This is a genomic window from Mesorhizobium sp. B2-1-3A (assembly GCF_006442655.1).
Taxonomy (GTDB): Bacteria; Pseudomonadota; Alphaproteobacteria; order Rhizobiales; family Rhizobiaceae; genus Mesorhizobium.
Map to the genome: position 1 here is coordinate 434,877 of NZ_VFWK01000005.1, position 20,484 is coordinate 455,360.

Annotated in this window: 19 protein-coding genes; 14 read left to right on the forward strand and 5 right to left on the reverse strand. The window is 60.3% G+C overall.

Going from position 1 to position 20,484, the window contains the following annotated elements; all coding sequences use genetic code 11:
* Positions 1-2: 2 nt before the first annotated feature.
* Positions 3-1,265, reverse strand: a complete 1,263-nt coding sequence (locus tag FJ977_RS22350) for an amidase (RefSeq protein ID WP_181180016.1) — start codon at positions 1,263-1,265, stop codon at positions 3-5.
* Positions 1,266-1,685: 420 nt separating this feature from the next.
* On the opposite strand from FJ977_RS22350, the gene FJ977_RS22355 reads away from it, so the two are divergent.
* The 3 genes from FJ977_RS22355 (at position 1,686) to FJ977_RS22365 (ending at position 4,111) form a co-directional block, all read left to right on the forward strand.
* A complete protein-coding gene (locus FJ977_RS22355; RefSeq protein ID WP_246683255.1) occupies positions 1,686-2,474 on the forward strand; it encodes a transporter substrate-binding domain-containing protein in 789 nt (262 codons plus the stop codon).
* Between the two features lie 226 nt (positions 2,475-2,700).
* On the forward strand, positions 2,701-3,423 hold the full coding sequence (locus tag FJ977_RS22360) for an ABC transporter permease subunit (RefSeq protein ID WP_140774352.1): 723 nt from the start codon (positions 2,701-2,703) through the stop codon (positions 3,421-3,423).
* A 1-nt stretch (position 3,424) separates the two neighbouring features.
* Positions 3,425-4,111 (forward strand): ABC transporter permease subunit, encoded by a 687-nt coding sequence (locus tag FJ977_RS22365; protein WP_140774353.1) that lies wholly within the window; start codon positions 3,425-3,427, stop codon positions 4,109-4,111.
* Between the two features lie 225 nt (positions 4,112-4,336).
* Here the strand turns inward: FJ977_RS22365 and FJ977_RS22370 are convergent, their stop codons facing one another.
* From FJ977_RS22370 to FJ977_RS22385, 4 genes are all read right to left on the reverse strand, one after another.
* Positions 4,337-4,753, reverse strand: coding sequence for a hypothetical protein (locus FJ977_RS22370; protein ID WP_140774354.1), 417 nt, complete (start codon positions 4,751-4,753; stop codon positions 4,337-4,339).
* A 61-nt stretch (positions 4,754-4,814) separates the two neighbouring features.
* Positions 4,815-5,810 (reverse strand): HAD family hydrolase, encoded by a 996-nt coding sequence (locus FJ977_RS22375; RefSeq protein ID WP_246683256.1) that lies wholly within the window; start codon positions 5,808-5,810, stop codon positions 4,815-4,817.
* 12 nt (positions 5,811-5,822) lie between these two features.
* A complete protein-coding gene (locus tag FJ977_RS36340) occupies positions 5,823-6,155 on the reverse strand; it encodes a hypothetical protein (protein WP_140774356.1) in 333 nt (110 codons plus the stop codon).
* Positions 6,152-6,943: a DUF2092 domain-containing protein gene (locus tag FJ977_RS22385; RefSeq protein ID WP_140774357.1), complete on the reverse strand. Its 792-nt coding sequence runs from the start codon at positions 6,941-6,943 to the stop codon at positions 6,152-6,154. The genes FJ977_RS36340 and FJ977_RS22385 overlap by 4 nt, the downstream gene beginning before the upstream one ends.
* A gap of 392 nt (positions 6,944-7,335) precedes the next feature.
* Between FJ977_RS22385 and FJ977_RS22390 the strand changes: the two genes are divergently transcribed.
* The 11 genes from FJ977_RS22390 to FJ977_RS22435 all read left to right on the forward strand — a co-directional run bounded on the left by FJ977_RS22390 (position 7,336) and on the right by FJ977_RS22435 (position 20,393).
* Positions 7,336-7,596 (forward strand): hypothetical protein, encoded by a 261-nt coding sequence (locus FJ977_RS22390; protein ID WP_140774358.1) that lies wholly within the window; start codon positions 7,336-7,338, stop codon positions 7,594-7,596.
* 161 nt (positions 7,597-7,757) lie between these two features.
* The gene (locus tag FJ977_RS35915; RefSeq protein ID WP_181180017.1) at positions 7,758-8,606 is read left to right on the forward strand and encodes a hypothetical protein; all 849 of its coding nucleotides are present in this window, start codon (positions 7,758-7,760) and stop codon (positions 8,604-8,606) included.
* A gap of 35 nt (positions 8,607-8,641) precedes the next feature.
* Positions 8,642-9,601: a transporter gene (locus FJ977_RS22395; protein WP_181180018.1), complete on the forward strand. Its 960-nt coding sequence runs from the start codon at positions 8,642-8,644 to the stop codon at positions 9,599-9,601.
* 25 nt (positions 9,602-9,626) lie between these two features.
* Positions 9,627-10,838: an alpha/beta hydrolase gene (locus tag FJ977_RS22400; protein WP_140774360.1), complete on the forward strand. Its 1,212-nt coding sequence runs from the start codon at positions 9,627-9,629 to the stop codon at positions 10,836-10,838.
* 134 nt (positions 10,839-10,972) lie between these two features.
* On the forward strand, positions 10,973-11,452 hold the full coding sequence (locus FJ977_RS22405; protein ID WP_244735399.1) for a DUF202 domain-containing protein: 480 nt from the start codon (positions 10,973-10,975) through the stop codon (positions 11,450-11,452).
* A 68-nt stretch (positions 11,453-11,520) separates the two neighbouring features.
* Positions 11,521-13,065 (forward strand): arylsulfatase, encoded by a 1,545-nt coding sequence (locus tag FJ977_RS22410; protein WP_140774361.1) that lies wholly within the window; start codon positions 11,521-11,523, stop codon positions 13,063-13,065.
* An 83-nt stretch (positions 13,066-13,148) separates the two neighbouring features.
* Positions 13,149-14,576, forward strand: a complete 1,428-nt coding sequence (locus tag FJ977_RS22415) for a DUF1254 domain-containing protein (protein WP_140774362.1) — start codon at positions 13,149-13,151, stop codon at positions 14,574-14,576.
* Positions 14,573-15,607 carry a DUF1254 domain-containing protein gene (locus FJ977_RS22420; RefSeq protein ID WP_140774363.1) on the forward strand — a complete coding sequence of 345 codons (1,035 nt, stop codon included), beginning with the start codon at positions 14,573-14,575 and terminating at the stop codon, positions 15,605-15,607. The genes FJ977_RS22415 and FJ977_RS22420 overlap by 4 nt, the downstream gene beginning before the upstream one ends.
* Positions 15,608-15,646: 39 nt before the next feature.
* Complete coding sequence (locus FJ977_RS22425; protein WP_246683257.1) at positions 15,647-17,158, forward strand: DUF1254 domain-containing protein; 1,512 nt, start codon at positions 15,647-15,649, stop codon at positions 17,156-17,158.
* Positions 17,159-17,192: 34 nt separating this feature from the next.
* Positions 17,193-19,511: an arylsulfatase gene (locus FJ977_RS22430; protein ID WP_140774364.1), complete on the forward strand. Its 2,319-nt coding sequence runs from the start codon at positions 17,193-17,195 to the stop codon at positions 19,509-19,511.
* 9 nt (positions 19,512-19,520) lie between these two features.
* Entirely contained in the window at positions 19,521-20,393 is an 873-nt protein-coding gene (locus tag FJ977_RS22435; protein WP_140774365.1) for a Na+-dependent transporter, read from the forward strand.
* The last annotated feature ends 91 nt before the right edge of the window (positions 20,394-20,484 follow it).

Here is a 20,484-nt window from a genome sequence, read left to right on the forward strand (position 1 = left end):
AGTCAGGTGCCGGTCAACGTCTCGGCAAGGTCGAGCAAGGCGGCATCCCGGCCGGGAAGAGCGGCAAGCTGTACCGACACGGGAAGGTTATGGGCAACATCCAGCGGGACTGCCAAGGCCGGCATGCCGAGCATATTTGCCCAGCGGCGAAACCGGCCGCCTGCCATCCCCCATGACACCATTTCACCCTTCACCTGGGTAAGCTCGTCCGACAGCCGGGGAGCCGAGCCGGGAGCCGTCGGGATTGCCAGGGCATCCAGGTCCGCCATTTTCACCATGAAGCGCCGACGCGCATCCTCGCGGATCCCGACGGCTCTGTCGTAGGCGTCCGCGCCGATGCCGACGCCGTCCTCGAGGAAAACGCGAACCGCGTCGCCGACCAGATCCGGGTTCCGCCCGATCGGATCCTGGTAGGTCCTGGCAAATTCGTATTGCAGGATCGTCAGGCCCGCGGCCACGAATTGCTCTCTGTCGTCGAAGGCGATTTCCACCGTGCGAACGAAGGGCTGATCGAGCAGCGCGGCCAATGCCGTCTCGATAGTGTTGTCCACAGGTGCCCCGGTCAGTTCGGGGCACACGGCGATCGTCATGCCGGTCCTCTTTACGCTTCCGCTGCCCTGCGGCCGGCTGAAGCGCTTTCCGGCCAGGGCCTCGGTGACCAGGCGAACATCCCTCGTCGAGCGCGCCAGCACGCCGACGCAGTCCAGCGAGGGCGCGATACCCATCACACCCTTCGCGTCGATCAGACCATTGGTCGGCTTATAGCCGAACAACCCCGTCGCGGCCGCCGGAGACCGGTTCGAACCGCCGCTGTCGGTGCCGATCGCCGCCGCACAGAAACCCGCGGCAACCGCCGCTGCCGATCCGCTGCTGGTGCCGCCCGTTCCGCGGCTTGCATCGAGCGGATTGACGACTTTGCCGAACCAGGGATTGTCATGCCCGCCAACGCAGAACTCATGAAGGTTGGTCTTGCCGATGATGATTGCGCCTGCCGCCTGGAGGTTGGCGACGCAGGCCGCGCTATTCTGGGCGACCTGGTCACGCAACAGCAGGGATCCCGCGGTCGTCGGCCAGTGCATCACATCAACAACGTCCTTGATCGCGATGGGCACGCCATGCAGCGGACCGCGCCAGCGACCTGCCTGAATTTCGCGCTCTGCCCGGAGCGCGGCATCGAGGGCGTCGGCTTCGTTCACGAAGATCATCGCCCTGATTTGCCCGTTCAGCGCATGGATCCTCTCCAGACAGCCTTCCACGATCGTCACCGGCGAAAGGCCGGAAGCGATTCTTTCGCTCAGGTCCTCGACAGATCCGGAAAGGCCACTTCTCATTTGGCAAACTCAAGTCGCACGAGACCTCGCTGTCGGCGTCGCAGTCACCCAAGGACGGGATCGGATCGACGATGGCACAGCCCGGATTTGGCGGACAAGTGTCGCACCTATTTCCTTCAGAATGAGGCTGGTGAGGAAAACTCATGGTTGGATCGACGGAAGCGACCGAAGAGGGTTTCGGCACAGTCGAGGCTCAGGCCGGAATGCGCCGTTCGCGCCCCTGCCGTTGTCATAACTATTGGTGATGAACCGCGCGGCAGAGGGCATTAGATCGCCTTGACTTGAACTGTTAGCGTTTTTGAAGACCACCCTGCGAAATGACAATTCAGCAGGAAACAAAAAAGGGGAACCGTCATGAAAAAACTGGCAGTTATCGTATCACTAATCGCCGCGGCCTTTGGTGCCGCCGCCACGTCCTCAGCGACCGCCGAAGACGTCATTCGCTTCGGGGTAGCCGCCGAGCCATACGCACCCTTCTCGGTCAAGGATGCCAGCGGCAAATGGCAAGGCTGGGAAATCGACCTGATGAATGCCGTCTGCACGCAGATGAAGGCGAAGTGCGAAATCGTCGACATCGCCTGGGACGGCATCATTCCCGCACTGCTGGCCAAGAAGTTCGATGTCATCTGGAGCTCTATGTCGATCACGGACAAGCGCAAGGAGGTGATCGACTTCACCGACAAGTATTACTATTCGCCGAACGTACTTGTCGGCGCCAAGGCCGACACGCGGCAATTCGATGTGGCAAAGCCGGACACGTTCAAGGGCGTCGCCGTGGCGGCGCAGAGTGCGAGCCTGCAGGCGACTTACATGCAGGATAAGTTGAACGGCATTGGCGAAGTAAAGATCTATCCGACGCTCGACGATGAAATCGCCGACATGCAAGCCGGCCGTGTGGACCTGATGGCGGCGGCGGGTATCCAGATCCAGGACTTCCTGAAAAAGCCCGAAGGCCAGGCCTATGAAATCAAGGTTACCCTGCCGCATGAAAAGATGTTCGGCGACGGGGATGGCGGCGGCCTGCGCAAGGAGGACACGGTTCTTAGGGACCGCCTCAACGCCGCGCTGAAGGCCGTGAAGGCCAGTGGCGAGTATGACACGATAACCAAGCGATATTTCGATTTCGACATCTACGGCGATTGATCATCGGATGCAGGGCCTGGAGCCGGATGATTTCAGGTCGTATCGACCTGAAATCTGAATCCGCCTCTAAGTCAAAGAAGTAGGCACTTCACCGTTTCACGGAAACGGCGAACCACTCCAACTCCTTGTTTTGATGCAGTTCCGGACGGAAAGCCGCTCACACTTTTCCTGGAATTGCTCTAGTGCCGGCCATCCCGTTCCGGCCGGCACCATTGGAACTTGCCGCATGGATTCGATCGTGTCTTGGCTGACCTTGCTCGGCTTCGGAGACAAGGGCTGGGGCGATGAATTGCTTCGCGGCGCCTTGCTAAGCGTCGAGATTTCGATAAGCGCCTACATCGTTGGCCTGACGCTTGGCCTTGCGGGTGCGTTGGCCAAGCTTTCGAAGCGCCGGACAGCTGTCTTTGTCGCCACCGCCTACACCACCATTATCCGCTCCGTCCCCGACATCCTGATTATTTTTCTCGTCTACTATACCGCCACCGACGCATTGCGTTCGGTCGTGACCCTTGCCGGATTCACGTCCGAATTCCAGATGAACGGATTTGTGGCGGCGACTTTGTCGCTCGGGATCGTTCAGGGAGGCTACAGCACGGAAGTTCTTCGCGGTGCGATCACCGCCATCCCGCGAGGCCAGGCCGAGGCGGCCCACGCGCTTGGTTTGACCCGCAGCCAAGCCTTCTTCCTGGTGATCCTTCCGCAGATGATCCCATTGGCGCTGCCAGGGCTAGGCAATTTGTGGCTGGTCGTCCTGAAAGAAAGCTCGCTCGTCAGCCTCATCGGTTTCACGGAGCTCGTTCTCGCCGGCAAGATGGCCGCTGGGGCGACGCGCGATTACTTCCTGTTCTATTGCGCGATCGCATTCGTGTTCCTGGTCATGTCAGGCCTGTCGGCGATGCTCTTCCACGCCCTGGAAACATCAACCGCCAATACCGGGAGGCGCGGATAGCGTGACAGAATTCGGGCAATATCTCGCCGCCCAGCTCCTGGCCGGCATCCAGACCACCGTCGTCCTGTTTATCGGCTGCGCGCTGGTCGGCAATCTGCTGGCCATCCCGGTCGCCCTTGCCCGGTTATCGGCAAGGCCATGGCTTCGCTACCCGGCGGTCGCCTTCATCCTGGCTTTCCGTGGCACGCCGCTTCTCGTCCAGCTCTACCTTTGCTACTTCGGCGTCGGCCAGCTCCTCGGCGGTATCCCTTCGATAAGGTACAGCCCATTTTGGCCCCTTCTTCGAGGCGCTTATTGCTACGCGTTTCTTACCCTGTCCCTGAACACCGCGGCCTATTGCGGCGAAATATGGAGAGGCGCGATACAGGCTATTCCTGACGGTCAGCGTGAGGCCGGCCAGTCGCTTGGGCTGTCGAAAACACGGATCATGATTTCCGTTCTATTGCCACAGGCCTTCCGGTTAGCCCTGCCGGCGATCGGAGGGCAGAATATCCTGCTTCTGAAGGGGACCGCCCTGGCCTCGACGATCACCGTCTTCGAACTCATGGGTGCAGCGAACCTGGTTCGTGCGCAGACTTTTAGGATCTACGAGCCTCTGTTCGCCGCCGCGTTGGGATATTTCCTGCTGGCCGCAATTGTGACGACCGGCTTCGGTTTCTTCGAAAGGCGCCTTGCCCGACGATATTGATGATCGAAATGTGCCGGAGAACGAGCGACCGCTTCCGGGATCGCTCACAGGCTGAAGGCGGCGCAAGAAGCGCCGATCGCCACGACGAACATGATGACCGGACCACGCGATCGGGAAGGCAGCACGTCCGTCAAACAGGCTGCCGTGAGCGATACCGGATCCAAACAACAGGGCGGGGCCGAAAACAGCGCGGAAGCCTGTTGGCCAGGGCCGCGCACGGTCACTTCAAAATTCGCATTTGTAATAGATGACGGAAATCTCTGGAAATTGAGGGTCGAAACGCTCGAAATGGGTCTTGTCGATGACACGGAAGGATGCTGAGAAACTGCTGAACAGAACCGCATCCGAGCAGCTCAGCAGTACCGAAAAGCGATCGCCATTCTGTGAGATTTTCTCCGCCTTGCAACTGGAGTTGGGTCCGAGGACCCTGCTGCCGGAGACGATGATTCCCGTCGTCAGGGAAGAACTCCGGTCCTTGTATTCAAAACCTTTGCCCCGCTTCTCGAAATTGTCTTCACATCCCGTCCCGTTCATCGTCCATGCGCCTTGCAGTGCCTCCATGGAGGCAGCTGCGACATGGCCCGCTCCTCCGGCAAACAAGACAATGCCAGCCATTGCGCCACGAAACGGTTTTCCGTTCATTGTTCTCTACCCCGACGTATTCAGATCCCGTGCATTGAATTCCCGATGAGGCCCGTGCCTTTCAGGAATGAAAGACCGCTTTCCAGTCCTGCTTCATGTCAACGACGACCCAATGGCCGTTCACAGCTTCGTCCAACGCCTTGTCCAACTTTCCGACCGAAGAGACGCGATCGTAGGCATATTCACGATCGGCGTCGGTGTGATGCACGATCCCCATAAATCGCGGGCCGCTTCCAGCCGCGGTCCATTGCAACATCTGCAGATCGCCGTCGGAATTACCGAACGCAAAGATAGGTCTGCGGCCAATGAATTTGTTGATGCCGACAGGTTTGCCGGGACCGTCATCGACGAAATCGACCTTGGCGTCCTTGATCAGGGCCGGCTTGCCGTCCGCTCCGACGACGTATCTGGTCATGCCCGATGAGCCGACGATCCTCTCCGGCGGGACGCCATAGACCGCTTCCATCCAGGGACGCATGAAATCGACACCGCCACCCGAGACCACGAAGATCTTGAAATCGTTCTGGCGCAGGAGCTCGAGCAGTTCCAGCATCGGCTGGAAAACAAGTTCAGTGTAGGCGCGATGGAAACGGGGATGCCTTGCCGTTCTGGTCCAATCGAGGACGGCGCGGTCAAACTCGTCGGTGGTCATACCGGCATGCGTCGCCGCGACGATCTCGAATATTCCTTGCTCGCCAGAGCGAACCAGACCTTTCAGGTCATTGGAGATCACAGACTTGAAGGGCTCCTGCGTCTGCCATTGCGGGTGGTCCGGCGCGAGCAGCTTTATCTGATCCAGCGCGAAGGCGAGTTGAGAATAGATCGGCTGTTCGCACCACAGTGTTCCGTCATTGTCGAAAACCGCGATCCGTTCATCCGCGATAACGAAATCACGGCCGGATGGCGTCGTGACCTTGGCGACAAAGTCCATGATCGATGCCTTGGCAGGCCCCTCATGCCATGAAGCGAGAGGTGCTGCCTGAGCGCGAGCGGACACGACGCTGGAGAGCGGCAGTCCGGCCGCCAGCATGCCGGCAAGCACCGTGCGTCTATCCATGATCGGGCTCATCTACCGAACGACGACTTCGACGTATACGCCACCAGTCCTCGCATAATAAACGCCACCGCAATTGTAGTAGTAGTGACCGTAGTAGAGACCGTAGACGCAGGCTGGCGGCAGCACCGCAATCTGCCGTGCAATGACGCGCCTTGTTGTTCTGCGCGCCGTACGGCGCGCCACTCCGGCATAGGACAGCGGCGTCAGCGGATGACCGAACCTTGCCTGCGCGGTCGAAACAGGGTTGAGAACCTCGAGGAAAGCGAGGTCGGAAACAGGTCCGATTTCAGCGCACAAAAATCCACCGAAAATCGATGCCGTCAGGAGTTTGCCGAACCTGGTCATTGCTGGTCTCCGTCGTCTTCAGGGCTTGGGACCTCGTCGATCTGCGCGATTTCGCTCAGGTCGACTTTCTTGGCGTCGGCCGGTGCCTTGAATTTGAAATCGTTCGCCGCGACATCGGAATCGAATTTCCAATCCCTGGTCTGGAGGGTGTATTGCGGCGCCTGCGAGAGGTGCTTGCTGGTGATAACATAGCGCCTGGGGATTGGCTGATCGCCGGCCTGAATCCATATCTGCCAGTCGACGTCGTGCGATCGGAAGGCGAGATACTCGCACTCGACGCCATCGATATAGGCGCTTGAAATGTGTCGGGCGTCGGTGACCCCGTCCATAAGGGTATCGAAGACGTTTGACGCCAGAATATCGGCTCCCGGCGGATCAATGCCGGCACTCGAAAGTCGCTCACCAAGGTCATCCAGCGTGCCCTTGGCCTCCACCTGGCTATAGACGTTCAAGTTCTTGCCGAGGATCGACAAGGTGGTGCCGTCGAAGACGGTTTCGACATCGGCAAAACCGCCAATCCTCGACACGGCGATCTTGTCGGGCCTGGCGACCTCGACCTTGCCCGAGCTGGCGAACTGCAGCTTTTCGAAATCGCGCGTGACGACTTCAATCGAGGAATCGTAGCCGAAGGAAAAACTCTTCTGCTTGGCCATGTAGTCCGACATGGCCTTGAGTATGTCTTTCGCATCGTCAGCCATCGCGTTGCTGATCGGCAGGATGGTCAGGGCGCCGGCAAGCAGCCAGCCACAAGGACGGATAAAGCTTTTGGAAACGAGATCTCTTGGCATCGCGGACTCCAACGGTTTGGTGTCGCGCCGGCACAGACTTCAGGCTGCGAAGTCGATGACTGCGGTTTGGATGCGCTGGCTGACAAGGGATGCAGGCCTCGGAGAAGCCCCATCCGATTGACCGAGCGCGTCAGGCAGTCAGAGTAGGAGATGGCCCCGCAGGCACAATACTTGGCTGCCACATATACCGATACGAAACGGTAACAAGCAGGCCTTCCGGGAGATTGACCGATGGAAACGCCGCCAGAAGCCGGATAGCGCTGTTGAACGACCCGGGCAGACCCGGAGAAAACTCGATTGTAACAGTAAAGTGCTGGCGCGCCTCCCCGAACTGCGGTGATGTTTGATGGAATGCCTCCCACGCACGAGGTCCTTCATCCGGTTTGAAACCCATGGCCATGCCTTCGGAACGCGACCACGATCGTCGGGGCTTGCTAAGGCTCATGATCAAGATGCCGGCTTTGCGCGGCATGCTTCAAATCCTCAGCGCGACGGATCCTCATCTGCTCGGCCTGTGTGGCGCTTACGAGGACGCCAACGTGGCCCTGGATCGGTTGAGAAAGGAAAAGGGAAACGCGAACCGCGATGCGATTGCCGAATATGAAGAGCTTTGCACCGAGCTGGAGACCGACATTATTCGCATGTGCCAGTGACATCCGGCGATAAGTGACATCCGGCGCTGAAGTGATATCCGGCGATAACGTGAGCGTGGCCTCTGTAACTGTAACGTACTTCGCTTCCCGGCATTCCGATTCAATTGTGTGATGCGCCAAAAGCTTCGGCGCGCAGCAGAGGGTCGTGACCGGGTATGTTCATGGGACGCATTCGCTCCGGCGCCGGTGCAATCCTGCCGGCGGGCACCTTCCGCCCTCAGGGGCTCGAAGCAGCAGCTCCCGCATCCGGCTCGAATTGTCGTGCGCTCGCCTTTGCCATTGCGCTAGCTTTTGCCGGACACGCCGAGGCCCAGGAGGCCAAGGATACTTCGGGGACGAACCCTGCCGTCCTGACAAGGACGCTGTCATTCTCGAACGAGTATAGATTCCTGCCAGGGGACGAATATTACAACATCACGAACGTCCGTTATACCGAGCCGTTTTTCGACGGAAAGGCTTCGGTTCGCCTGACCTTGCCGCTCGACGCAACCAACCTGGGCGGCGACGACGAATTCGGCCTCGGCGACATCTCGGCGAAGCTCAGCTGGATTCCATATTTAAGCAGGCGGCAGGCATTTATCCTCAGCACCGAGATCTACGCGCCGACCGCCTCCGAGGACGTGCTTGGCACCGGCAAATGGGTCGCAGCGCCCGGATTGACCTGGGCCTATTTTGCCAGCCCGGAAGTCATAATCGCGCCGGCCTATATCCAGAGCTTTTCATTTGCCGGCGACAGCGACCGGGCCAACGTCAATCGCGGCGATTTCGACCTCTACGTCGTCTACAAGCCGCATGCCAAACGCTGGTGGCTGACGTCGGACCTGACCGCGAGTTACGATTTCGAAGCCAGGACCGAACCCATGTCCTGGGAGGTCGCCCTGGGGTTCAATCTGGGCAGGATGCCGAATGGCGGCGCCATCAACGGTTATATCAGGCCAGGCATCGGTATCGGGAACGACCGGCCGTACGACTTCAATATGGAGGTTGGTGTTTCGTTGGTGAGTTTTTAGCGGCCAATGAAAACCTCGGCATGGAGAGGGAGACGATGACTGAAGCAAGATCACTTGCCTGGCTGGTGACCGCGACAGCGGTTCTTGCGGCGTTCGCTTCCGTGAAGGAAGCAAATGCCACCGAGGCCGTCGCGGGCCGCTATATCCCCGGCGCCTTCGCCGGCCCTGGCGCGGGCATTGTGCCGCCCACGCCGGGAGCCGCCTATTGGGCAATGTCCAACATCTATTACCATGGCGAAGCGAGTGGCCAGGTTCCATTCGGCAACGGCTCGGTCGCGGTCGGTCTCACCGGTGACATCTATTCCATGATTCTGGCCGGGGTTTACGTGCCCGAGTTGCACTTGCCGGGAAACTGGACTTATGCCGTCCAGCTTGCCGTTCCACTGGGTCGAACGGCTGCCTCGGCGGAGCTTGGCCCCTTGGAGGCGGATCAGCATGTTACCGGGCTCGGCGACATCGCTTTCGCCCCGCTGGTGTTTGGCTGGCACAACGACGCCATGAATAGCTGGGTGTCGGCATCCCTGACGATCACCGCGCCCACCGGCGAATGGAAGGAGGGGGACCTTGCCTTCATCGGCCTCAATTACTGGACGTTCACCCCGGCGATCGGATTCACCTACCTCATCCCGGAACATGGGCTGGACCTCTCGGCCAAATTCGGCGTGGATATCAACACCAAGAACCAGGACACCGATTACTACAGCGGTGCGACGGCCCATCTGGATCTCTCGGTGACGAAGGCCTTGACGGAGAACCTGTCCGTGGGGGCGATCGCAGGCTTCCTGGACCAGATCGAAGATGACCGCAGTGCGTTCGCCGACGCCCATGACGGCTTCAGGGGTCACTCGATCGCGGTTGGACCGCTGGTCAAATACAAGGCCAAGTTCGGAGAGAAGACCGAGGTCGATCTCAGCTTGAGATGGGCCCATGAGGTCGAGGCCGAAAACCGCATGAAAGGCGACGCTGTATTCTTCGACATTTCCGGGAAGTTTTGAGCGGTGACAAACCAGGTGCTGCTCGATGCGCAAGTGGATTAGCGGATCTGTCGCGGCTTTGTGCCTGCTCACGCTGACGGCGTGCGCAGGAGGACCGAAAGGCGTTTTGGCACCGGTAGCGGCGAATACGCGTTCAGCATCGGCGTCTGACGTAACGATGCTGGTGGCGACCAGCCGCAAACCTTCGGGCGATCCTGCAACATTGTTCACGGGCGAGCGCAGCCCGACACTTTCGTTGACCGACCTGACCATTTCAATTCCGCCGAACCGTGTATCCGGCACCGTCGAATGGCCGAGGAGATTGCCACCGGACCCCCGGAAGGAATTCGCCGTCGTCGCGGCGAAGAACCTTTCGATCCCGCAGGCGGGCGACTGGCTACACTCCCACAATTCGAACGGCCATGTGCTCGTCTTCGTGCATGGCTTCAACAACCGCTACGAGGATTCCGTTTTTCGGTTCGCGCAATTCGTCCATGACTCGGGGGCGAAGGTCACGCCCATCCTCTTCACCTGGCCATCGCGCGCGAGCGTCCTGGACTACAATTACGACAAGGAAAGCACCAACTTTTCCCGCACGGCCTTCGAGCGGGCATTGAAGGCTTTGGCCAATGATCGCACCGTGACGGACATCACCGTCATGGCCCACTCGATGGGGACCTGGCTCGCCATGGAAGGGTTGAGGCAAATGGCTCTGCAGGATGGCCGGGTCTCTGCGAAGATCAGGAACGTAATTCTTGCATCTCCCGACCTCGACGTGGATGTCTTCGGGCGCCAGTGGACCGAACTCGGACCAGAGAAGCCGAAATTCACGATCATGATCTCGCGGGACGACCGCGCTCTGGCAATCTCGCGTTTGATTTCCGGCGATGTCGACCGGGTGGGCCAGATCGATCCGTCAAAAGAGCCCTACAAGTCGAAGCTGCAGGCGGCGGGAATAACGGTCATCGACCTGACCAATGTGAAGACGGACGACCGCCTGAATCACAGCAAGTTCGCCGAGAGCCCTGAAATCGTGGCGCTGCTGGGATCTCAATTGGCCTCCGGTCAAATCCTCACCGACTCCAGGGTTGGCCTTGGCGACGGACTGGGCATGGTGATTGCCGGCACGGTCGGTACGGTTGGCAAGGTCGCGGCAACGACGGTCAGCGCTCCCATCGCGATCGTGGAGGGAAAAGGGAATACCCCTCCCCCCGATCAGCTCGGAACGATCCTGAAGGCCGATCCGGCGGCGGATTGAGCCGAGGCCTGCCCCACAATCAGACGCGGCGGTTCGGCCCTCCCGACACGTATCGTTACCGTAACGTACTTCGAAAGTTTCCGCCGCGCTCCAACAGTGCCGGTCGACTTCTCTCCGTTCGCAGGACACCTGCAATGAGCGTTGAACCCGTTACCGCCGGATCCGGTTCCGACAAGATCTCCGTCGAGCTTTCCGCGCGGCGCACCGGCATGTCGTTCCAGCGGACGCGCATGAGCGCCGATCGTACGCTGATGTCGGTGATCCGCACCGCGCTGTCGCTGATCAGCTTCGGCTTCACCATCTACCAGGTATTTCAAAAGCTCAGGGATGCCGGCACGCTGGCGCACGCGGCCGCCCCCCGCAATTTCGGGGTGACGCTGGTGCTGCTCGGCATCGTGATGCTGATCATCGGCATCATCTACCATGTGCAGTTCATGGTCGGTCTGCGCCGCGAGCGCAACGACATGCGCGAAGCCGGGCTGATCCATGGCGACAGCGGCTATCCCGTTTCCTTCACGCTGGTCACCGCGGTGATTCTGCTGGTGGTCGGCCTCGTGGCGATCTTCAGCATGGTTTTCAACGTCGGCCCGTTCACCGACGCGTCAGCTGGCTGACGGCTTCGAGCGAAGAAAACCGGCTCGATCCATGTAGCCGGGCAGATTAACCACAGGAGGCAGGAAAGATGGCGAAATCACCAAAGGCCGGCAAGCCGAACATCCTCGTCATATGGGGCGACGATATCGGCACGGCCAATCTGAGTTGCTACACGCATGGACTGATGGGCTACAAGACACCCAACATCGACCGCCTCGCCAAGGAAGGCCTGATGTTCACCGACGCCTATGGCGAACAGTCCTGCACCGCCGGCCGGTCGTCCTTCATCACCGGCCAGAGCGTCTACCGCACGGGTCTTTCAAAAGTCGGCCTGCCAGGCGCCGATGTCGGGCTACAAGCCGAAGACGCTACAATCGCCGAACTTTTGAAGCCGCTCGGCTACGCGACCGGTCAGTTCGGCAAGAACCATCTCGGCGACATGAATAAATACCTGCCGACGGTGCACGGCTTCGACGAGTTCTACGGCAATCTCTATCACCTCAACGCCGAGGAAGACCCGGAAGAGCCAGACTATCCCAAGGATCCGCGATTCAAGGAAAAGTTCGGCCCCAGGGGCCTGCTCCATTGTTGGGCGACGGACAAGGACGATCCTACGGAGCAGCCGCGCTGGGGCCGGGTCGGCAAGCAGAAGATCGAGGATACGGGGCCGCTGACACGCAAGCGCATGGAGACGGTCGATGACGAGGTCGTGGAGAAGGCAAAAGACTTCATCAAGCGGCAGCACGCCGCCGACAAGCCCTTCTTCGTCTGGCTGAACACCACGCACATGCATGCCAGAACACACACCAAGCCGGAAAGCGTCGGTCAGGCGGGTGAAGGCCAGTCGCCTTATCACGACACGATGATCGACCACGACAAGAATGTCGGTCAGATGCTGGATTATCTGGACGAGCTCGGCATCGCCGACGACACTTTCGTCATGTATTCGACCGACAACGGCCCGCATATGAACACCTGGCCGGACGCCGGCATGACGATGTTCCGCTCGGAAAAGGACACCAACTGGGAAGGCGCTTTCCGCGTGCCGATGCTGGTGCGCTGGCCCGGCAAGGTGCCCGCCGGCGAGGTGACCAACGACATCGTGCAGCATCACGACTGGCTGCCGACCTTCTGCGCCATAGCCGGTGACGCAGACATTCCTAAAAAGCTGCTCAAGGGCCACAAGGCGGGCGACAAGACCTTCAAGGTCCACATCGACGGCTACAATCTTCTCGACTTCCTGACGACGGAAGGCGTGAAAAGCCCGCGCGAGGGCCTCGTTTATTTCGATGACGACGGCAACCTCGTCGCCCTGCGCATGAAAGTCTGGAAGGTCGTGTTCATGGAGCAGCGGACGGAGGGCACGCTTAAGCTCTGGATGGATCCGTTCGTCGTTCTACGGTGCCCCAAAATATTCAATCTGCGGACTGATCCGTACGAGCGAGCCGACATCACGTCGAACACCTACTTCGATTGGTATTTCTCCAAGGGCTACATCATCATGGCCGCCCAAGCCGTGGTGCAGCCTTTCCTGGCCACCTTCAAGGATTATCCGCCGCGCCAGAAGGCCGCGAGCTTCACACTCGACCAAGCTCTGGAAAAGATGGCCGCGAGCTTCAACAGCGGGCACTGAAAAATGTGCTGCGGCGGCAGGCGGAAGCCTGCCGCCTGCCTTTGTTCAACCACGGAGCCACCAACGGAAGTCCGGAGGATGCCATGACCTTCCGACATTTGCTTGCAGGTGCGTTCGTTGTCGGGATCTCAATATCTTCGGCAGGGCCTTGCGCCGCGAAGGCGACTTGGACCGCTGCCGAACTCGCCGCGCGCGCCATCCAGCGCCGCGCTGTCGAGGCGGTCATCTGGGGCATGCCCGCCGTCAACTATGACCTGATGCTGCAGGAGGCGATCAAGGCCAAGGGCGGCAACAACCAGATCGTCTACTGGTCGCGACTGCCGAGTTGGAAAAACCAGACGCTGACGCCGAACCCCGACGCAGTCTATCTGATGGCATTCTTCGACACCAAGGATGCGGGGCCGATGGTGCTCGAAGTCCCGCCTGCCGATGGAGGGTCGCTCACCGCCAACATCGACAACATCTGGCAGGTCGCGCTGGAGGACGCCGGCCCCTCCGGCGCCGACAAGGGCAAAGGCGGCAAGTATCTGATCCTGCCGCCAGGATATGCCGAGAAGATCCCCGACGGTTACTTCCCGCTGCAGTCGGACACTTACAACGGCTATGCGCTGTTGCGCTCGACCCCGGCCAGCGGCAGCGACGCCGACGTCGCCAAGGCGGTGGCCTACGGCAAGCGGATCAAGCTCTACCCGCTCTCGCAGGCAGCCAGTCCGCCGCAGTCAACATTTGTCGACGTGATCGACACGGTGTTCGATTCGACAATCCAGTACGACCTGCGCTTCTTCGAGTCGCTCGACCGTATCGTGCAGAGCGAGCCCTGGCTGGAACGGGACAGAGCGATGATCGACCAGCTGAAGTCGATTGGCATCGAGAAAGGCAAGGCCTTCAGGCCCGACGCAAAGACGAAGGCGAGCCTCGAAGCGGCCGCGCGCGAAGCACAGTCGTGGTTGGAGCTCAAATACGAAACCGCTTTCGCGCCCTACTATGAAGGCCACCGCTGGGTCGTGCCGGCTTTGCCCGAGGGCATCGAAGGGCAATCCACGAACTACGACAAGCGCGACCTCTATCCGACGGATGCCAGGGGGCTCACCTATTCGTTGGGCTTCGTCGGCATCAAGCACCTGGGCGCCGGCCAGTTCTACCTGATGACCATCAAGGACAAGAACGGGCAGGACCTCGACGGCGGGAAAACATATCGCCTCACCGTGCCGGCGAACGCGCCGGTCAAGCAATACTGGTCGGCGACGGCCTATGATCGCGCGACCCATGCCTTCATCCGCGACATGAAGGGGTTCAGCCGTTCCTCGCAAACGCCTGATCTCAAGAAGAACCCCGACGGCTCCGTCGATGTCTACTTCGGTCCCAAGGCTCCCGCCGGCAAGGAAGCCAATTGGGTGCCGACAGCGTCAAAAGGCAAATTCGAAGTGATGTTCCGCCTTTATGGGCCGGAAAAGCCATTGTTCGACAAGAGTTGGGTACTGCCGGACATAGAGAAGGTTACCGCGCGATGAGCACAGAGAGGAACACCAAGAACGCGACCTTGATCGCAGCGCTGGCCGTCATCTGCACGACGGGGCTCTCGCTCGCCCAGAGCACCGTGCCGGTGACGGTCGACAATTTCACCCGCGCCGAAACCGACCTCTACTTCAACAATTCCGTAACCGGCGGCGGATTCGGCGGATGGCATCATGTTCGGGAACTTCTACCCATCGATCACCAGACGGTCATTCGGGGCAACCGGGATACGCTCTATTCGACGCGTGTGTTCGATCTCGACGCAGGGCCGGCGACCATCACCCTGCCTGATGCCGGACAACGCTTCATGTCGCTGCAGATCATCAGCGAGGATCAGTACACGACCACCGAATATGGCGCTGGGCCGCATACGCTCGACAAGGCGAAAATCGGCACGCGTTACGCGCTCGCCGGCATTCGCACCCTGGTCGACCCGAACGATCCCGACGATCTGGGACGCGTCCATGCGCTGCAGGACGCAATCCAGGTTTCGCAGCCGGGCGGACCCGGCAAGTTCGAGATTCCGAACTGGGACAAGGTGAGCCAGAAGAAAGTCCGGGACGCACTGCTTGTTCTCGCGAGCACTGTCACCGACACGCGACGCGCCTTCGGCACGAAAGAGCAAGTCGACCCCGTCCAATATCTGATCGGGGCAGCTTCGGCATGGGGAGCAAACGCGCCGCGCGACGCGATCTATCTCAACGTTGTTCCGACCAAGAACGACGGAACCACCAATTATACGTTGAAGGTCAAGGACGTTCCTGTCGACGGGTTCTGGTCGATCAGTCTCTACAACGCTCAAGGCTACTACGAGAAGAATTCCTACGACGCCTACACGCTCAACAACATCACCGCCAAAAAGGATGGGGACGGAGCTGTCACGGTCCGGCTTGGCGGCTGTGACGGCAAGATACCGAACTGCCTGCCGATCGTGAAAAACTGGAACTACATGGTGCGCCTCTACCGGCCGCGTGCCGAGATTTTGGATGGCAAGTGGACATTCCCGGAGCCGCAGCCGGCCAAATAACAAATTCCGAGGCCGCCGGCGCTGTCTTACGAATTCCGCATGTCGAGCAACTGTCGGAACACCAGCTTGAATTGGGAGGGAGAGATGACACGTCAGACTGCTGTACTCGCCAAAGCCACGGCCAGATCATCCGAGACGGATGCCGCCGGGCTGAATCCGCAACCTCTGCCGCCGTCGCCGAGCTGGGCGCGTGCACTGCGGCCAGGTCCGGATGCGCGCGTGAAGATCACCGAGGCCTATGCCGCCCACGTGGCGCGTGACGCCTTTTTCTGGGCCTGGCCGCTGGTCAACATGTACAACCGCCGGCTCGCGTTTTCGAAGATGAAGGAAAATAGATATTTAGGCCCGTTGCTCGAAGCACCGCTGAACACGCTCACCATGCTGACGGACTACGTCAATCCTGAAGAGCGCAACGTCGCATGCCCGAACCAGGACGTGGTCTACGGCTTGGGCCTGGTGGCGCTGGATGTCTCACCGGTGGTGATCCAGGTGCCGGATTTCGGCGACCGTTTCTGGGTCTATCAGATCGTCGACCTGCGCACGGACAGCTTCGCGCAACTCGGCAAGATGCACGGCACCACGCCCGGCTTCTACTTGCTGGCCGGTCCCAACTGGCAGGGTGAAGTGCCGAAGGGCATCACCAAGATGTTTCGCGCGTCGAGCAACACCGCCCTCGCGGCGCCGCGCATTGCCCAGGACGATACGCCGGACGACAAACGAGCGATCCAGTCGGTATTGCCGGGGATCGTGATGTATCCGCTCGCGGACTATGACGGGCGGATGAAAAGCATCGACTGGAACAAGCTGCCGAAAGTCCCCGGCGCGCCTCCAGGCGAAGAGGAAACGCGTTGGGTGTTCCCCGACAAGTTCTTCGAGGAGCTTCCGACGGTGCTTGCCGATGCGCCGCCACTGCCCGGTGAAGAAGCGCGCTACGCGCAACTGCTCGCGGTGCTCGCCGCCGCCAAGGACAATCCGAAAATGAAACAGGCGATGATCGACGCCGCCAAGGATGCCGAAGAGAAACTGGTGACCCCGCTGTTCCAGTTTCGCAACTACGGCCAGCAACTGCCGCACCACTGGAGCACGATCTCAAACGAATCCGCGTTCGGGACCGACTATTTCACGCGGACCGCGGTGGCGAAATCGAACATCCTCGTCAATTCGCCGGATGAAACGAAGTACTTCTACCAGGACCTCGATTCGTCCGGCGCGCGCCTCAACAGCGCCAATCGCTACACCGTGACATTTGCCAAGGACGACTTACCGCCGGTGAATGGTTTCTGGTCGCTCTCGATCTACAACCAGCATCATTTTTTCATCGCCAACGCGATCAACCGCTTCTCGGTCGGCACCAAGAACAAGGATCTGAAGCTTGCCGCCGACGGGTCGCTGACGATCTCCGTGCAGTCTGACGCGCCCACGGACCCCGCGCAGCGCGCCAACTGGCTGCCGGCGCCCAAGGGCGATTTCTCGCTCTACCTGCGCGCCTACTGGCCAAAGACCCCGATCATCGACGGCTCGTGGACGCCGCCTCCGGTTGAGCGGAAGTAGCGACGGCAGCGAACACCAAAAGAGGAGGACAGCAATGACACGTTCATTCAAGGGCAAGATCGCGCTGGATATCCGCAACTCCAAGCCCGACTGGGAAGCCTTTCTCGACAACAGGGCGCCGAAGGACGCCCCCAACGTCCTCGTGATCCTCTATGACGACACCGGCCAGGCGGCCTGGTCACCCTATGGCGGTCGCATCGAGATGCCGACGCTCGATCGGCTGGCGAAGAATGGACTGATCTATACGCAATGGCATACGACGGCGGTCTGCTCTCCGACACGTTCGTGTTTTCTCACCGGCCGCAATCACCACGCCAACGGCTTCGGCTCGATCTCGGAGGCCGCGACAGGTTTTCCCGGCTATCAAGGCCACATCCCGCTGGAGAACGGCACCATCGCCAGCATCCTGCGCGACGCAGGCTGGAGCACCTTCTGGATCGGCAAGAACCATAACGTGCCGGTCGATGCCTTCGGCATGAGCGCGTCGAAGAAGAAGTGGCCGCTAGGCCTCGGCTACGATCGCTTCTACGGCTTCATCGGCGGCGAGACGAACCAGTGGTACCCCGAACTGATCGAGGATAACCATTTCGTCGACCAGCCCAGTCAACCCGAGGACGGCTACCACTTCTCCAGGGACATCGCCGACAAGGCGATCGCCTTCATCCGCGACTCCAAGCAGGCGGATCCGGCGAAGCCCTGGTACATGTGGTACTGCCCAGGCGCCAACCACGCGCCGCATCACGCGCCACAAGATTTCATCGACAAGTACAAAGGCAAGTTCGACGACGGCTACGAGGCTTATCGCGGATGGGTTCTGAAGCGGATGATAGAACGCGGCATTCTGCCAGCCGATACGGAACTCACGCCAATCAATCCGATGCCGCCGGCAGTAGCGGCGGAGGGTGACATGGTCCGGCCCTGGAACACTCTGTCGGATGATGAGAAGCGCCTGTTCAGCCGCATGGCCGAAGTCTACGCCGCCTTCTCGGAATACACCGACGTCCAGATCGGCCGGCTGGTCGACTATCTCGAGGAGTCGGGACAGCTTGACAACACGCTGATCTTCTACTGTGCCGACAACGGCGCATCGGGTGAAGGCAGCCCCAGCGGCTCGGTCAACGAGAACCTGTTCTTCAACGGTTTTCCAGATGATGTGAACCGCAATCTCGCCATGATCGACAGGCTGGGATCGCCCGACACCTACAACCACTATCCGACCGGCTGGGCGACAGCCTTCTCGACGCCTTACAAGATGTTCAAGCGTTATGCCTCCTTTGCAGGCGGCACCTGCGATCCGCTTGTCATCCACTGGCCGAAGGGGATCAAGGCCAAGGGCGAGGTGCGCCACCAATACCATCATTGCACAGACATCGTGCCGACGATCCTGGAAGCCTGCGGCGTGAAAATGCCCGAGACAATCGACGGCGTGAGGCAGTCGCCACTCGCCGGCGTTTCGATGGCCTACACCTTCAATGAAGCCAAGGCCCCGACCAGCAAGGAGACGCAGTATTACGAGATGGCCGGTACGCGCGGCATCTGGAGCAAGGGCTGGAAAGCGGCCGCTCTCCATGCGCCGATGCCGTCCGATCAGGGTCATTTCGACAAGGACGTCTGGCAACTTTTCCACACCGACGTCGACCGCTCCGAAGCACGGGATCTGGCTGCCGAGCAGCCGGAAAAGCTGAAGGAATTAATCGATCTCTGGCTGTCGGAGGCCAAGAAGAACAACGTCCTGCCGCTCAACGACCTGAACGTGCATGACCAGCACGCAGCCGAATACCACGCGCCCAAGCGCGACCGCTACGTCTACCAACCCGGTACAACCGAGGTTCCTGAAGCAGCAGCAGCTCCCACGCTTGGTACTTCGTTCAAGATGCTTGCCGAGGTTGAGTTCACTGGCGACAGCCAGGGCGTTATCGTGGCGCAGGGCTCGCGCTTCGGCGGCTACTCGCTTTTCGTCAAGGGCGGCAAGCTGTTCTTCATCTACAATTTCCTCGGCATCCCTCCGGAGCAGCGACTGGTCTGCGACGCGCCCAAGCTCGGAAAGCACGTGGTCGGTGTCGAGTTCGTCAAGGAGCGCATCAGTGAGCATTTGGAAGCGCTCGGACAGATGACGCTGTACGTCGACGAGGAAGTGGCGGCGCAGGCGGCGTTCCGAACCCAGACGGGTCGCTATGCCCTCTGTGGCGAGGGCTTGTGCATCGGCTATGACGGTGGCGACGCTGTCAGCAGCGAGTACAAGCCGCAGTTCCCGTTCACAAACGGGCGTGTGATCAAGGTCGTCTTCGACATCGCCGACGACGTCTATCTCGATCTGGAACGGAAGTTCGCCGCCGCCATGGCACGGGACTGAGTAAGCAGGATGACGATCGCGCAACTGATCCCCATGGCCATCAATCTCTCGATGGCGCTGATGGTGCTGGCGCTCGGACTGCAGGCGAGCTGGACGGACGTGATTTCCCTTTTGCGCCAGCCGTCCCTGCTTGCACGATCCGTCCTCTCCATGAACGTGATCATGGTGCTCCTGGCGCTGGCGATGGACGCCTTGTTCGGCCTTCATCCCGCCGTCAAGATAGCCCTTGTCGCGCTGGCACTGTCGCCGGTGCCGCCGATCCTGCCCAACAAGCAGACCAAGGCCGGCGGCGAAGTCTCCTACACAGCAAGCCTGCTTGTCATCATGGCAGCGCTTTCCGTGCTGATCGTGCCGCTCGGGATAGCCCTGATCGGCGCGATCTTCGGGCTCGGCATCGCCGTGCCCGCCGGCACGGTCTTGTCCATCGTGGTGACCGGGATCCTCGTTCCTCTCGTCATCGGGCTTCTGGTGCATCAATTCGCACCCGACTTTGCATCGCGCCTGGCAAGGCCGCTTTCGCTGTTTGCCACGGTATTGCTCGTGCTGGCCTTCATTCCTGTCCTGATCAAGATCTGGCCGGCGCTCACGGCAATGGTCGGCAATGGCACGTTGATCGCCTTGGTCGTGTTTGCCGTTGTCGGCATCGCGGTCGGCCATGCGCTTGGCGGCCCCGTAGCCGACAATCGCACGGTGCTGGCGCTTGCGAGCAGCGCCCGCCATCCCGGCGTCGCCATGGCCATCGCGCATTCGATCTTCCCGGAAGAGAAAGCCGTGATCGCCGTCGTGCTATGGCACCTGATCGTCAGCGCCGTCGTGTGCATTCCCTATGTCAAATGGCGCACCAGGCTCCATGCCGCCACCCAGTCAAAGGCAATGCGATGATGAGCCCGGTGAAATTTCCCAGGCACAGCTGGATGGGTGGGTGAGTTCGATGCTTCCTCGTCGTGATCCCCGATTGGCCAGGATAGACACA

What these genes read in the sequence shown, in the direction of transcription:
- FJ977_RS22355 (WP_246683255.1), top strand. Translation starts at nt 1,686, where the DNA reads ATGAAAAAACTGGCAGTTATCGTATCACTAATCGCCGCGGCCTTTGGT.
- FJ977_RS22360 (WP_140774352.1), top strand. Translation starts at nt 2,701, where the DNA reads ATGGATTCGATCGTGTCTTGGCTGACCTTGCTCGGCTTCGGAGACAAG.
- FJ977_RS22370 (WP_140774354.1), bottom strand. Translation starts at nt 4,753, where the DNA reads ATGAACGGAAAACCGTTTCGTGGCGCAATGGCTGGCATTGTCTTGTTT.
- FJ977_RS22375 (WP_246683256.1), bottom strand. Translation starts at nt 5,810, where the DNA reads ATGGATAGACGCACGGTGCTTGCCGGCATGCTGGCGGCCGGACTGCCG.
- FJ977_RS36340 (WP_140774356.1), bottom strand. Translation starts at nt 6,155, where the DNA reads ATGACCAGGTTCGGCAAACTCCTGACGGCATCGATTTTCGGTGGATTT.
- FJ977_RS22385 (WP_140774357.1), bottom strand. Translation starts at nt 6,943, where the DNA reads ATGCCAAGAGATCTCGTTTCCAAAAGCTTTATCCGTCCTTGTGGCTGG.
- FJ977_RS22390 (WP_140774358.1), top strand. Translation starts at nt 7,336, where the DNA reads ATGGCCATGCCTTCGGAACGCGACCACGATCGTCGGGGCTTGCTAAGG.
- FJ977_RS35915 (WP_181180017.1), top strand. Translation starts at nt 7,758, where the DNA reads ATGGGACGCATTCGCTCCGGCGCCGGTGCAATCCTGCCGGCGGGCACC.
- FJ977_RS22395 (WP_181180018.1), top strand. Translation starts at nt 8,642, where the DNA reads ATGACTGAAGCAAGATCACTTGCCTGGCTGGTGACCGCGACAGCGGTT.
- FJ977_RS22400 (WP_140774360.1), top strand. Translation starts at nt 9,627, where the DNA reads ATGCGCAAGTGGATTAGCGGATCTGTCGCGGCTTTGTGCCTGCTCACG.
- FJ977_RS22405 (WP_244735399.1), top strand. Translation starts at nt 10,973, where the DNA reads ATGAGCGTTGAACCCGTTACCGCCGGATCCGGTTCCGACAAGATCTCC.
- FJ977_RS22410 (WP_140774361.1), top strand. Translation starts at nt 11,521, where the DNA reads ATGGCGAAATCACCAAAGGCCGGCAAGCCGAACATCCTCGTCATATGG.
- FJ977_RS22415 (WP_140774362.1), top strand. Translation starts at nt 13,149, where the DNA reads ATGACCTTCCGACATTTGCTTGCAGGTGCGTTCGTTGTCGGGATCTCA.
- FJ977_RS22420 (WP_140774363.1), top strand. Translation starts at nt 14,573, where the DNA reads ATGAGCACAGAGAGGAACACCAAGAACGCGACCTTGATCGCAGCGCTG.
- FJ977_RS22425 (WP_246683257.1), top strand. Translation starts at nt 15,647, where the DNA reads ATGTCGAGCAACTGTCGGAACACCAGCTTGAATTGGGAGGGAGAGATG.
- FJ977_RS22430 (WP_140774364.1), top strand. Translation starts at nt 17,193, where the DNA reads ATGACACGTTCATTCAAGGGCAAGATCGCGCTGGATATCCGCAACTCC.
- FJ977_RS22435 (WP_140774365.1), top strand. Translation starts at nt 19,521, where the DNA reads ATGACGATCGCGCAACTGATCCCCATGGCCATCAATCTCTCGATGGCG.